Source organism: Pseudochrobactrum sp. sp1633, from assembly GCF_030376605.1.
In the GTDB taxonomy this organism is placed as follows: domain Bacteria; phylum Pseudomonadota; class Alphaproteobacteria; order Rhizobiales; family Rhizobiaceae; genus Pseudochrobactrum.
In genome coordinates this window covers 93224-106594 of record NZ_JARRAE010000012.1, presented here as the reverse complement: position 1 = coordinate 106594, position 13371 = coordinate 93224, and the positions used below count along the sequence as shown (strand labels likewise).

Here is a 13371-nt window from a genome sequence, read left to right as displayed (position 1 = left end):
TACGCACTATTCAAACCATTTTAACACTACACAATATCAATAATTCTTTTTATGCGGGATACAATGAGAGATGAAAGAGCAAGCAGTCTTACTGCTCTCATTATACTTGCATCATGCATAACTGTTTTTCATGGGTGTTCCTATCGATAGAGAAAAGCCCCGCGTGAGCGAGGCTTTTCAGTTTAGGATTAATTATTTCGGGCGCTTCCGCCTTTTGCGTAACTGCCACATTGAAAATACGAGCATGATCACTCCTAGAGCGATAAAAGTTACAACCATGCTGTAGACCGAGAAAAATTCATGCGTATTCATTAGCGCCTCCTGTTAGATAACAGACAGGGCTGATACAGGTTCCAAATTGACAATAAAAAACCACCTCAAGGGCGGTTTTGGCTTAGTACTCATCTGTCAACTAATCATTTCATTATGACGCTTGCATAACTGATTGATATTTGAAATGAATGCCTTAGGGAATTCTCATTCAGTTGAAGCACATAACTCCAAAAATCCAATAAATAGTATTAAAACTCTGCGCAGACTTCCTGCTTTCATGGTTGATTTTTGAGAAAATATGGAAATCTAAAATGGCTCTTTTCAGAAAGTTGCGTACTCGGCTTGGATTTCGCAAAGAAACTTACCGTTTTGGGTTTAAACTGCCGAATGGCGTACATGTGGGTGAATGGACCTATGGGATAGAGGAAAAAGGGTTATTTGGATGTGACCTCTCCACTCCTCTCCAAATAGGCAAATTTTGCTCAATCGCTCAGAACGTCTCGTTTCTTTGTAAAGCAAATCACCCTACGCACTTTGCCTCTACATTTCCATTCAAAACCGAAATGACTAGAGTCGAACCTAACGGTAGTGATTTAATTGATAACGGATCAATAACGATCGGTAATGATGTTTGGATCGGTCGAGGTGTTACTATTATGCCAAATGTAACCATTGGGCACGGGGCAGTTATTGGAACAAATGCTCTAGTTAATAAAGACATACCACCATATGCCATCGTTGTTGGTGTTCCTGCCAAAATACTAAAGTTTCGATTTACTAAACCACAAATCGAAAAATTATTAAATATTCAGTGGTGGAATTGGAGTGATCAGAAGATAATCGATGAGCAACCGAGCTTCTTTATTCCAATTGATCAATTCATCGATCTGCATCAATAGTGATCATGGAGCTTCCCATGCCGCATCAATCTCATTGGGAGATTTATTAAAGAATGCTCCAATCATATCAACGTAAGGGTCAACGCGTCGGATAGATGTTGGCACCTCCCAAGCGTTAAGCGCTTTTTGCCTCTCAATATCAAATGGTATTTCAGTGATTTTAGCGGTTACCATATATGGGAAAATTCCCATGTCGGTTAAAATATCTCGAAATTCACGAGGTGTTTTATCCGGCATCTGTTCTCGCAATTCCTCCTCTGAGAGTGGTGACAGCGGAATATACGGCAATTCTTCTGGGACGTTATCCTCAAGCCACTGACGGATCATAGGGGCCGCCCCGTGTTCATCTCCGTGGCGCAGAATATAATCTGTTCTCATCCTATCGCCAGAGACACCTGTGAAGTCAACGTCTACGATAAGAGCATCGTCCGCAGTTTTAGTGACTGTAAACACTTCATGAATTTCTGGCATTATTCTGTCCTCTGAACCAAACTAACAATTGCACCACTGTATCCGTAGACACCCCGGTTCCGCCAAACGCCACTTAGAAGGGCAGTAGAGCCACCTGTAGAGAAACCCGTCCCCCCATTCGAAATGCGAACAGTCATAGCGATATTTCGGGCTGGCGTTTGGTCACGTACTAAAAGTAAAGTCCCGATTGGATAGTTGGTTTCATCCTGCCAATCACCTTTATAAATACTAGCCTTGCCTGCCAGCGCATTAGCAATCGACCCACTTATAACAAGACCCGCTTCGGTCTTTCCATTTAACAACGCGCTATCCGCAGCCTGTGCGTTCTTGTCGAGTTTGAGGTTGAGAGCCGTTTGCTGCTGTGTTGATACCGGCTTATTCGCGTCACTGGTATTATCGGCATTGCCGAGGCCAACCATTGCCTTTGTAAGCCAGCCTTGTATCCATGCTTTGACTGCGCTGAATCGGAACAGCTTTAACCCAGTGCCTGATGGGTCGAGGCCAGATAACCTGTCGCCATCACCAATCGTTTCACTTGGCGTCGGCGTAGCAAGCGCGGCCCCTACGGTGGACACATTAACGGGTTGCACTCCAATATTCGCTCTGGCTTGCTCCTGCTGTGGTGCAGTAAGAGTTTGCGGTACGAACTGCACCGCATTAATCAAACCGCCTGCAGCAGCTTCCGCTCTGTCAGCTTCACGCTTTGAACGATCGGCTTCATTGGTGGAGGTTGTCGCGCTCGATGCCGCTTGGTTTTTGCTTGTGCTGGCTGATGATGCGCTGCCAGAAGCCGCAGAGGCAGAACCGGCTGCGTTATTTTCACTAATTGCAGCAGCAACTGCACTCCTGCCAGAGCTATCGCTTGCTGCAACGGCTTGGCTCTTTGCCGTTACCGATTGATCACGCGCAGTTTCTGACTGGTTCTTTGCAGTCACAGACTGGTCACGCGCAGTTTCAGATGTATCTTTCGCCGCAACAGACCCGTCCTTCGCAGTAACTGACTGGTCTTTTGCACTTTCGGACTGGTTTTTAGCTGCAACAGATGCCGCTCTTGCAGTATCTGACGCCGTCGCCGACTGTGCTGCTGACAAAGCAGAGGCCGGATCATTCATGATCCTATAACGCCCATCTGTTTCGCGGGTAAGCATGACACGCCCAAGCCATTCACCAGCAGCAAGTGGATTGCCAGCCGCATTGAGAACAACGCCCTGACCAAGGCCAACAACATTAAGCGTTACGCTTGCCGTGTTTGGTGCGGTCACGTCGACGTAAAACACCAATGGCGCTGATGGATTGATGCCCTGCCCGACATTTGCGGTTGGCGCGTTGACTGCACCACTGGTGATAAACAGCCGTGAGATTGTATCCTGCAATGCACGGCCAAACACCCAACCCGCGCCACTATTGGTGTAATAACCGTTTTTTAGCGCGTCAGGGTCAGCCAGCACAACCGCAGCAGCAGGATATGACAGCGGCACATAGGTGCCAAGATCAGCATACTTCTGAAAGTAAACAACACCGGAATTGAGATATAGCGCCAGACTGTCGATGTCATACTCTGCCGCTGTTCCGACCGGCACAAACGGCCATGTGCGTTCCTGCGAACCGAATTCGGCCTTGATCGTATATGCCCCGCCAGCGACAAAGAAGAACACCTGACCGTTTTCATCGGCATTAAATGGGTTTGCTTTCGGTGCCGAGCCATCACGAGCGCTATACAGTTTTGCAAGTGCGCCCGTTGATGTACTGCGAACAGTAATTTTTGCCATAGGGACAACAGCGCCGTTACCGTCCTGAATAACGCTGTGCCAAGCTGAGTATTCCATGTTTATACCTCAGTTTATGCGTGGGCCGCGCAAATCGCCTTGCCCGCTCGTAAATGTTAAGAATGAAACGCCATCGATTGCAGCACCTGCCGCACCGCCCTTTGACCAGCTATCGCCCTTGCCGTTCCAGCCAGCCTCACCAGCCCCGCCACCACGGTTGCCATCGTGACCACCGTACTGTGCTTGTCCGTACTGCTCTCTTGTTGCGGAGAATGAATCACCGGCACCGCTGCCCCCTAAGCCAGCCGTGAAGCCTTGTCCGCCGCCACCACCGCCGCCATATTTCCACGTGCCAGAACCACCGCCACCGCCGCCGCCCCAGACCTGATTTGACTTCTCAATGATAACTGGCCTGCGGGTGTAGAAAGCCGCTCCACCGTCTTGCCCGTGGGTTGCATGGCCGTCATTACCGGCACCATCGCCACCGTTACCGCCTCGTCCTTGGATGCGGCCTCGGATATAAAGCCTCAGCTTAATGTCAGACGGCCAGTCACCAACAATAAAGGCAGCCCGACCAAAAATCTGACTGCCTACATTGGCACCTTCATTTACGATGCAAACTATATCGTCTGTGGCCTTGGGAGGCGGGTAAAGCCGGTTATATGCCTGCCGCCAGTTGAAGTTATAAACATCACCATCAATCGTAATGGTGCGGTCATTCAGGTCTTCTTCTGAGAAATCAATAAAGCGCATTTCAAGAGCGCTCACATCAAAGCCCTCTGCCTTTGGCGTGACCTTTGTTACCTGCACAGGCACTAGCTCTGATGCGCCAGATGCGGATTGCAAAGCCCGTGATGAGATCAGATAGCCATCACCAGACATAGGCGGGATAGTGTTAACACCTCTGAACGTGCTGAACTGGAACTCACGTGGCGGATTAACGAACCGGCCAAGCAAAATTTCATTGATGCGTTGGGCTACCGGACGGCCAAAGGCAGGTATCCAAGAGGCATGAAGCGTCCTGATAATATCGCCGCCATAGTTGGATTCTTCCTCAAGATTTACGTCCATCTGCAATGAATGGTAGCTGGTTGGCTCCGTATCGCGCTCTAACGGACTACGCTTGCCGTAATAGGTCATGACCTGCGATAGTCGGCTATCCGGCTTTTCTGTCTGTTTAAAACTGCCTTTCAGCGTGCTCATATCATCGTAGACACGGGCATCCGTATCAATCGCCCGGATAACCTTTAAACGGATCAGCTTGGTATTCTCATCCCACCACACCATAAGACCGGCCTGCTGGATAAGCTCAGAAATAGCCTTAGAAACGCCCATAGGCTCGGCCAGAATGCGGAAATACCGCCTGCGCAAGAAGGTTGCTGTTTCTGCGCGCCAATCCGCAATCGGAATATATTCAGTTGGTATCTTGGCGAATGAAACGAGCAAGTCCTGAATGATGTCGGCAGGATCGATGCCGTCATAAACCTGACAGGTCTGCACTCTGTCTTGTGACTTATGGGTGACGTTTACAGAACCCTCAACGCCGCGCTCCACCGTGAATACATCACCGGATCGGGTGAAAGTGCAAATCTCCTTCCCGCCAATATTGATATGCCCACTTGCAGGATATTCCAGATTGCCTGCGCCAGATGGCCCGATGGTGAATGTTGTCTGCGTCGCATTAATATCGGACAGCAGATAACCACGCGATGCAATCGGCACCTTCACCCGATCATCATCCGCGAGCTTTAGAATGTCTTTGCCTGTAATACTGAAACGCCCGTCCAGTGTCGGACCATTGAAGTTATCGACGATGAAGTGCCGGACTTCCATCGCGTCAAATGGCTGCCCGACCTGCCCTTGTATCCAGCGCATAGGCCGCCCGCGCAAATATCGCTGCCGAGCTGAGAACTTGCCCCAGAAAGTGCCTTGGCTATACGGGTCGTATTCGCGTTGCGCGTGATATTTATCAAAACCAAGCCCTGTATCAGACCACAGGAAATCCGACATTGTGACTGACAGGCTTGCTCTGCGGCCAAGGTTTTCACCAATCGACACCTCACCGGCAGAATATGAGATATCCTCAACGCATGGTGCGGTTATCTCAACGCCGGCCGCGTGAAGATATGAAGCCCCAACAGCAAACCGCAACGTGACAGACTGCGCCTTAAAGCTTGTCCGTGCCTGACAGGTTGATTTGGTGTTGAAGCATGGGCTGGAGCCTTTCGCACCACAAGGCAGCACTCCATAATTGAGACTGCAATATTCAATATCAATCTCAATGAATTCTAGCCGCTGCATGTTGAACCTTACGCGATTGTAGAAATATCCAGTGTGAAACTGACCTGAATACCGCCCGTAAAATGGGAAGCGTTCGGGTTAATGTCCGTATTGAGCCAGCCAAAGCCGACCTCATCAGGGTAAAGTTTCGGAAGCCATGAGAAGAAAAACGGCTGAGTTAGTGATGTTTTTGCAAACTCACCAAATTCACGCTTGAACCAGCTGTAATCAACCATTTCAAAGGTGTAGGACACGTTCTTCGATTGATCTGTGATGATGCGGCCAAGGAAGTCGCCGCTCTCTGCACGACCCGTAGCAACTTCCGTTTCATAGGCGAAATGGAGAGGAACAACCTCTTGAGCCATCCCGCGCTGCATAACAGTCAGTTTGCCGACATAGAGAATTGCGACCTGTGGCGGGGCATTCTGTGGCTTTAGATGAACCCTGATCCGTGTCGGGTATATCTCACCAAACCGGATAATCACCGGCTCATCGGTGCCAAGAAACTGCCCTGCGATAAGCTCAATATAGCCGTCGCTTTCATCCCCTGAGATAAGAGCCTCAACGCTGATCTCACAAAAGGTACTGCCTAGGTTGTGCCGAGCTATGGCGATGTAATCAATCGGAGCGCTACCACCCAACCCAACGTCAACCGTCTGTTCAGCGGCAGAAGTTGAGCGCCATGACAAGGCTGTGTTGGTATTGCCCAGATTGCTCGCCGGATGCAGTGCATCCTCAAACTGAGCAGTCACATTCCCACGCGTCACATAGTTACGCCATGCAAACCACGGCTTGCCACTTGTGCCGGACTGCGCCGAAGTGACAACCATGTTTTGCGTAATAATGATGGTCATTATGCAGTTCTCCATCTAGCGCATGACTAGTAGTATAATTAAATATTGGGTATGTGATTACCCAAGATCAGCCTCAAGCAAGCAATCTTTGCCATCGTATGATTACGAAATCGACTTCAGTACTTTGTAGTAGGCTCACACTTATCGTGCAGCTAACGGCATGGGTTTTGTTTATTGAGAGCCGTTAAGTTAGCCGTCATTTAATAGCAGCCGTGTACATCTACTTATTCTCAGTTTAAAGCCCGCTGACAGATGCCTAGGAATCCTGATACACATAAAATCAAAGCAATCATGGTGATGTAAATGTCATTATTTGAAGATAATGCAGCAGTTCTGCAAAGGTTCGCATCCGAGGGGAAAGACCTTATTTCACCACGAGCTATCGATTTCTGCCATATTTTCCCAGACAAAATATCCGCTGAAAACTTCGCTCAAGCGGCTGATGCCCAGGGGTTTGCCATTGCTATGTATGAAATTGACATTGAAATATACACGTGGGACGTAAAAGCTTCGAAAGAGATAATACCTACTTGCGAAGCCATAACAGAAATAGAAGAAAGCTTGGATAATTTAGCGCGATCACACAATGGTCAAGCAGATGGTTGGGGCTTCTTCACCCCCTGATGATGCTTTGATTCAGTTGCTAGAAATGTGAATATTGGAGACCGAAATATGACCCGCGATATCATTTCATTTCCAGAAGAAAAGCTTTGGGACGAGATTAATGACGGCTGGAGCCGTATGTCCTTCAGACAACGCAATCTCTGGGAAGTTATCAAGCGGGCGCCTGAGGTGTGGACAATAAATGACTCTAGCGCTTTCTGGGTTATAGCAATCATCGGTGAGACAGTGATTTATTACAATCACTTAGAATATGGTTTCAACCGCTCATCTTGGTCTAGTTTTGGTACTATCGATCATTATCAGTCCCTTCAAATAGGATTGGAGGAAGTAGTTCAAATACAGCTAGATATCATCAATACCGGCCTTGATAACGGACCTAGGACTAGCAGCCCGATTGCTGGCGAATATGTCGCCAGCTGACGCACATATATTTGTGTAACGCTCCCTTACACAGTCGCCCTGTACATCAATCACCTCACGCGCCCTGCCAGCTAATGACATGGCCGTCTTTTTGAACGTCATTGATCTTTTCAATCAGCCCGATCACCTGTTCTCGGTTGAAGACCTCGCCATGAACATCGATACGCGCCATCTGCCGGATTGGTGCCTTTTCCTGAGGTGCAGCGGCTTGAGTTGTGCCACCACCTCCGCCGCCTGATGCTGACGACTTCGAGCCGGATTTGATTGCGCCAACAAGCGCCATGCCCTTAGCGAGAACGGATGCCATAGCCGCTAAGTTTGCAGGGAAAGGAAGCTCCAGCGCCTTAGCCGCGCCGATATAGGTACTGACCAAAGCAGATGCGGCGCCAAATATGCGCTGCGCTTTCAGCATTTTCTCGTTATTGCCACCGACGACCTGAGCCATAGCGCCCATGAGATCGCCTGTAGCGCTCAGCGCGTCCGCATAGGATTGATAGCGAATAGCCTGCATTTCTTGCTCATGCTCACGAGTGACACGGGCTTTCCATTCTAGATATTCTTGTTCGCTGATCTTCTTGTTGGCTAAGTGCCAGTCGAGGGTTTCAAGGTCTTTCTGGTATTGAGCTAGAACCGTTTCTTCCTCGGTCATAAAGGCTTGCTTTAAAGCCTCAAGCCGGTGTTCCATTTCACGGCCAATTTTCTCGGCAGCGCGGGATTTTTCGTCTTTGCCGCTGCCTTTACCTTTGCCGCCAGCAGCCCCAAGAGACCCGCCAAAACCTTTGCCGCCGTCACCGCCAAGCGGGACTTCCTCAATCTCGCTTTTAAATTCTCTAAGAGCATTTTTTATTTGTTCTGCTGACTTCTGAAAGCCATCCAGGGCATATTTACCCGCCGTTTCACCCATAAGTTCATATTGAGCACCAAAGGCCTCAGCATCAGCCGCAGAGATGCCAAACAACCGCATTAATCCGGTCATCATTTTATCAGTAGACTGGTAGACATTCGCCATTAGCTTATACCAAAGGCTCTGCATATATTGAACAAGAGCAGACCATCCAGTTTTAAGACCCTCCCAAATCTCAAGCAGGCGTCCGGCAAGCCTTGAAAATGCCTCTCCCCAATCGTTTGAGGCTTTTCGTGCTTGCAGAAGTTGATAAACTAATTCGCCAAGAATGACGACAAGCGCACCAATACCTGTCGCCAAGAGAGCCCTTTGAAGAGTTAATAAAGCTCCAGACAATCCCCCTGTGGCAATGGCAGAGGCCGTCATTGCACCAACATATACTGTGCCAAATGTAAATGCTGCAGTCCCGCCGTAGACAATCAGCCTATCAATATTGTCTGCCAGCGTCAGAAGGACTTGTGCAAGCGACCCAGATGACCCCGACATTTGATCGAGCGTCCCAACAAAGGCTAGAGCGTTATTACTCATCCGCTGCCAAGCATCGCCAAGAGTAGCTGACATACTGTCAGCTTCTTCTCGAAGCTTTTGCATATTCCCTACGAGTGCAGAATAAATTATTTCCCCTGTGATTTTACCTTCCGAGCCGAGCTTTCGCACTTCAAGCGTTGATACTCCAAGCTTTTCAGCAAGCAACTCCACAACTCGCCCACCGCTGGCAATAACCGTATTAAGTTGATCCCCTTTCAGCGCACCAAGCGCCATAGCCTTCGCAAGAGCGTCTTGCACACTGGCGGCTACCTGCCCCTTCGCTCCGGACACAACAAGCGCATTATTCAGCGCCTCAGTGTAATCAATCTGCTGTTGGGTCGATTTACCAAGCGCCTTTAGCGTCGTAGAGTTTGCAATAAATGCTTCGGTCGTAGTTCTGAGGCTGGAATAGGTAGCATTCGCCATTTGGTGAAGGCGAGACATTACAGCCGTACCTTTTTCAACGCTACCTGTCGCAAGGTTTACACGGGAATTAAGGTCAGACCATTCGTCCGCCATTCGTCCAATAGCGCCAATAGAGAAAGCAGCAAGCACTCCACCAAGAGCACCGGTAAGCAGAGTTGCCGCGCCAGAAAGCGATTTTACGCTTCTTTCAGCGCTACTTGCGTTGCTATTGAGTTTTTCCAACTCAGAATTAGCTGCGCTCACGCCATTAGTGCTAACTCGGATATTTAAAATTGCCTCAGCCATAAAGTAGCTCTCTTTTATATTTCAAGCTCCGGCAGCACTCTACAAACTAAGCTGGGCTTATCTTGTTGCCTGACTGATGAGCAAAGACTATTGTCACCGCGGAAACTTTTGCAGGGGGCATGAATTGAATCGTATTTTTTCTGAAACTTTATCAGTACTAAATGCCACAATTGGCTTTTTGATAATCGCCACTGGGGCATACTTTGGCTACAAATCGCCTTTTGGGGGAACCACAAGCATCATCATTGGTACAGTTGTAGGCGTGATCATTGCAGCTGTGACCTGCGGGATTGTTTCCTTGCTTGTTCTAATTGAGGGCCATCTAGCTAAACTCACCTCACCTAATACTGAAATTAAAAGAAACGAACCTCGTTTCTAAATAGAAAAGGCGGCCTGAGCCGCCTTCTTTTATGCTGCACGAATAACGAGCTGAACGGTGCTCGGATCATACTGATCTATATCTCTGATTTCACTCAGATGTTTTCTAACTTTAAGATCAGGATATAACTCACGAAATACGCTTTCTATTTCAGCAATCGCGAGTTTGAGGCGCTCTTTCGGTGGTATTGGTGCTGGCAAAGACGCCGCCGGTGATGTAGCCAGAGCCACAGCAGGCACAGCAGAGAGGAAAGCGCGTCGGTTCATGCTGCTTTCCCCACTCGAATATGGTCAGGAAGGCGCTTTGAGAAATATTCCAGCCCCTTCGCTGTCATATAAGAACGCGGACGAACCTTATCCTCTACGATTTCGCTTTTGACTTCGAACAATCCCATTTGGATATACTGCACACGAGGAACCAACGCTGTACCCTGATAAAACATGTACTTTTCTTTCAGGTAGCGAATGAACAGATTAGGGCGAGCATTCAACGCCCTGCCAGCATTTTGCAGATTATAAAGACCTTCTGCATTAATGTAGGCATCGAAGAAGGATGTTTTCGGCTTATCCGCTTCAATGCGGCCTTCAAGTTCGATAACCTTCTCGCTGTACGTAAGAAGTAGACCCCGCATAGCAGCCGGATTATTAAGAACTGCAACCGGATCAACTGCATTTTTGGCTCGACGTTCACATTCTATGAAATACTGACGAGCCTGTTTGCCCTTTTCGTTCCGCTCTACCATGGCAAGCTCTTTCGCCATGTCTATTGAAACTGCGTATTCCTTTGATGGTCTGCCACCTTTTGAGTTCTCCCCAATTTCGGGGAAAACTACATAATCGGTGTTTTCCGAAAAACCATATTGAGCCACACGGTCTTTAATCCATGTTGAGAAGTCTTTGCCTACTTCAAGGAAGCGGTGTAAATCACGTCCGTTAACGGTCTGAATTGTTTCGGAGCCGATAGCCCCTTCCATTACGACAGGGAATTTGATATTGTTCATTCCGAAATCCTTGTATGATGGTTTCAAGAAAAAGCTGGATTATGCTGTGAGAGGCGATCCGGCTTTTTCGTTTTCTATGGCCCTCATCCGCTGCTTAACGGATCGAACTATTTCCGCATTGCGTGAAGTATAATTATCCTTCGCTTCCATTCCTAAAAAATCTGCCACTTCTTTGGGCAGCCTTACGGTCATTCTAACTTCTGACATTTAATCTCCCTATTTGACACACCGTGCGTCACTATATGTGTGTCATATGTGTGGCATAGAAGTCAAGTGCGATGTGTGTCATATGTGAGGCATGGCTAGAGAAGATTTACATTTCCGCTTGCGGATACCTGAAGACCTGAAAAATAAGATCGAAGAAGCTGCGTCTGCAAACCGGCGCTCGATGACTGCTGAGATTGTGAACCGATTAGAAACTAGCTTTAATATTCAATCGGAGCTTGGGCAGTCATTAGAAGATTCCAAAAAACACCTCGCATTCTCAGAATACGCGTTTTCTCAGATGAAACTAATGCGCTACCTACTTGATCAAGTAGCCGCCAGCGACGGTAATTTAGATTTAGATTTACTCAATATTATTAGAATAATATCCTCTACTACCTCAGGAGCAGCCGGCGAATTTGATTTGGATAAAGCAATATTACTCATCAAAGAAGCCACCCAAGTAAATCTTGATTAAATAACAGACCCCACCGACAGCAAGAGGGACAAAGAAAAAGGCGCCGAGGCGCCTTTAATAACTAAAAAATAACGGCTAAGTTATTATTAAAACTAACAATCATTATCACTAGGAGATCGTTTTCTCCGTTTAATTTCTTCATCCATACGATCTTTTTGAATCTTCATCAGACTGTATGGCAATGGAATTGATAGAAGCAAACCAAACGTAGATAGCCATTGTACAGCATACGATGCCCATATAACTCCTACAATCTTAGCGTCTTTAAATACCATCAGCAAAAGCACACCAATTAATATAATGATGTAAAGCGCTATTAGATTTGAGTAATTAGATATTCTTTTCTGTATATCTTTTGCATGCTCATGACCAAGGCGCCAATTTCCAGTCAAAAGCATTGATGGATCGCCAATAATCGACATAACGGCAACCAAAACACCCGCTAAGATTGAAAAAACACTAATAATCCCTTCTAGAGCAGCAGGAGATTTTTGAAGAACGTCCGGGGCATAATATACACCTGCAGTAGCAGCGATCGCACTCAGTATTATGTATATCCCTCGCCTATTCATCATTGCTCAAAAATCCCGGACCGTCTCCATGTACTCATTATCATTCGAAGAGGAGTGAAGGCACTTTGTGCATCAATTGCAACTTCATCTCCATCGACATCTATCTCTGCGCGGATGACAAGCTTTTCATGCGTTATTACAACATCATCAGTTGTAACGATCTTGAATTGGCTTCCTAGCTCTTCAACGCCATGTGCCAGATTAGCCAACACTTGAGGTATCAATGTATTCCTGCTTCTTCCATCATAACCTAGATGAATAGTCGCTTCAATGTGAGATGCTGCTTCTGCTTCCAATGGGGTACGATCTCGACCAAATGCATTTATTAAAGCCTCCCCCATCGCCGCAAATGGCTCAAGCCAATCGCTATTTCCACCTGCATTATTAATTTGATCAATAGTTGCATTGAAGGAGGTAATGCCAAGATCTATAGACTTCACCCCGCGTTGGATCAATCGCTGCAGTTGATCTTCATTCATTTTGGGCATTAGCCCAAACTGAGTTGTTTCATCAGGGAAATTCTGAGCCTTAAAAGCGCAATGGAATAAGTTAGTTATTTGAGCATCATTAGTATGGCCATCCGCGATATAAGCTACATTGTTGCCCTCAATCATAATGACAATACCGGTTTTAAGAAACTCTTCCCCACGAGGAGCATTCCGCCTATTAACGCTAGAGCCGCCATTTTCAACAGTCGCAGTTCGTCGTCCTTCTGTATAAAGTGTAAAATAGATACCAATACCGCGACCATTTATTGAGCGTTCGGCGATCTGAACATCAATATCCGTTCCATATACAAATTTCGTCGATACTACATCAGGACTTTGATTAAGATAAGTTCTTATTAATGCTTCCAATGTTGGCCCATTATCAACCAACCATACTGCACGACGGTAATGTGATACTTTTCTCATTAATTGCCCCACCTCGATATTGGCCATCAAAGCAGGATTCGTACAAAAGGCGAGTCATTAATATTATTTTTTACCAAATATAAAAATTGCCCCT

Annotated in this window: 15 protein-coding genes; 5 read left to right on the top strand and 10 right to left on the bottom strand. The window is 47.2% G+C overall.

Annotation, left to right across the window (positions count from 1 at the left end):
• The first annotated feature begins 584 nt into the window (after positions 1-584).
• A complete protein-coding gene (locus P8H26_RS13795; protein ID WP_289633703.1) occupies positions 585-1172 on the top strand; it encodes a CatB-related O-acetyltransferase in 588 nt (195 codons plus the stop codon).
• A gap of 3 nt (positions 1173-1175) precedes the next feature.
• On the opposite strand, the gene P8H26_RS13790 is transcribed toward P8H26_RS13795, so the two are convergent.
• The 4 genes from P8H26_RS13790 to P8H26_RS13775 are packed head-to-tail and all read right to left on the bottom strand — an operon-like array spanning position 1176 to position 6543.
• The gene (locus P8H26_RS13790; RefSeq protein ID WP_289633702.1) at positions 1176-1643 is read right to left on the bottom strand and encodes a hypothetical protein; all 468 of its coding nucleotides are present in this window, start codon (positions 1641-1643) and stop codon (positions 1176-1178) included.
• The gene (locus P8H26_RS13785; protein WP_289633701.1) at positions 1643-3469 is read right to left on the bottom strand and encodes a carboxypeptidase-like regulatory domain-containing protein; all 1827 of its coding nucleotides are present in this window, start codon (positions 3467-3469) and stop codon (positions 1643-1645) included. Before P8H26_RS13785 ends, P8H26_RS13790 begins: the two co-directional genes overlap by 1 nt.
• A gap of 9 nt (positions 3470-3478) precedes the next feature.
• Positions 3479-5710, bottom strand: coding sequence for a hypothetical protein (locus tag P8H26_RS13780; protein ID WP_289633699.1), 2232 nt, complete (start codon positions 5708-5710; stop codon positions 3479-3481).
• An 8-nt stretch (positions 5711-5718) separates the two neighbouring features.
• Positions 5719-6543: a hypothetical protein gene (locus P8H26_RS13775; RefSeq protein ID WP_289633698.1), complete on the bottom strand. Its 825-nt coding sequence runs from the start codon at positions 6541-6543 to the stop codon at positions 5719-5721.
• Between the two features lie 303 nt (positions 6544-6846).
• Between P8H26_RS13775 and P8H26_RS13770 the strand changes: the two genes are divergently transcribed.
• Positions 6847-7167 carry a ribonuclease E inhibitor RraB gene (locus tag P8H26_RS13770; protein WP_289633696.1) on the top strand — a complete coding sequence of 107 codons (321 nt, stop codon included), beginning with the start codon at positions 6847-6849 and terminating at the stop codon, positions 7165-7167.
• Between the two features lie 48 nt (positions 7168-7215).
• A complete protein-coding gene (locus P8H26_RS13765; protein WP_289633695.1) occupies positions 7216-7587 on the top strand; it encodes a hypothetical protein in 372 nt (123 codons plus the stop codon).
• 55 nt (positions 7588-7642) lie between these two features.
• Here the strand turns inward: P8H26_RS13765 and P8H26_RS13760 are convergent, their stop codons facing one another.
• Positions 7643-9730, bottom strand: coding sequence for a tape measure protein (locus P8H26_RS13760; RefSeq protein ID WP_289633693.1), 2088 nt, complete (start codon positions 9728-9730; stop codon positions 7643-7645).
• A 124-nt stretch (positions 9731-9854) separates the two neighbouring features.
• Here P8H26_RS13760 and P8H26_RS13755 point away from each other — a divergent pair, with 124 nt between their 5' ends.
• Positions 9855-10109 (top strand): hypothetical protein, encoded by a 255-nt coding sequence (locus P8H26_RS13755; RefSeq protein ID WP_289633692.1) that lies wholly within the window; start codon positions 9855-9857, stop codon positions 10107-10109.
• Between the two features lie 29 nt (positions 10110-10138).
• On the opposite strand, the gene P8H26_RS13750 is transcribed toward P8H26_RS13755, so the two are convergent.
• From P8H26_RS13750 to P8H26_RS13740, 3 genes are read right to left on the bottom strand one after another with little or no spacing between them, the layout of a single operon-like run.
• A complete protein-coding gene (locus P8H26_RS13750) occupies positions 10139-10375 on the bottom strand; it encodes a hypothetical protein (RefSeq protein ID WP_289633691.1) in 237 nt (78 codons plus the stop codon).
• Entirely contained in the window at positions 10372-11109 is a 738-nt protein-coding gene (locus P8H26_RS13745; RefSeq protein ID WP_289633689.1) for an antA/AntB antirepressor family protein, read from the bottom strand. The genes P8H26_RS13750 and P8H26_RS13745 overlap by 4 nt, the downstream gene beginning before the upstream one ends.
• A gap of 39 nt (positions 11110-11148) precedes the next feature.
• Positions 11149-11316: an Arc family DNA-binding protein gene (locus P8H26_RS13740; protein WP_289633688.1), complete on the bottom strand. Its 168-nt coding sequence runs from the start codon at positions 11314-11316 to the stop codon at positions 11149-11151.
• Between the two features lie 91 nt (positions 11317-11407).
• On the opposite strand from P8H26_RS13740, the gene P8H26_RS13735 reads away from it, so the two are divergent.
• Positions 11408-11791, top strand: coding sequence for an Arc family DNA-binding protein (locus tag P8H26_RS13735; protein WP_289633686.1), 384 nt, complete (start codon positions 11408-11410; stop codon positions 11789-11791).
• A 92-nt stretch (positions 11792-11883) separates the two neighbouring features.
• Here P8H26_RS13735 and P8H26_RS13730 read toward each other — a convergent pair whose 3' ends face one another.
• Together P8H26_RS13730 and P8H26_RS13725 are read right to left on the bottom strand one after the other, a co-directional pair.
• The gene (locus P8H26_RS13730; RefSeq protein ID WP_289633684.1) at positions 11884-12366 is read right to left on the bottom strand and encodes a hypothetical protein; all 483 of its coding nucleotides are present in this window, start codon (positions 12364-12366) and stop codon (positions 11884-11886) included.
• Positions 12363-13304, bottom strand: coding sequence for a hypothetical protein (locus P8H26_RS13725; RefSeq protein WP_289633683.1), 942 nt, complete (start codon positions 13302-13304; stop codon positions 12363-12365). The genes P8H26_RS13730 and P8H26_RS13725 overlap by 4 nt, the downstream gene beginning before the upstream one ends.
• Positions 13305-13371 lie beyond the last annotated feature (67 nt).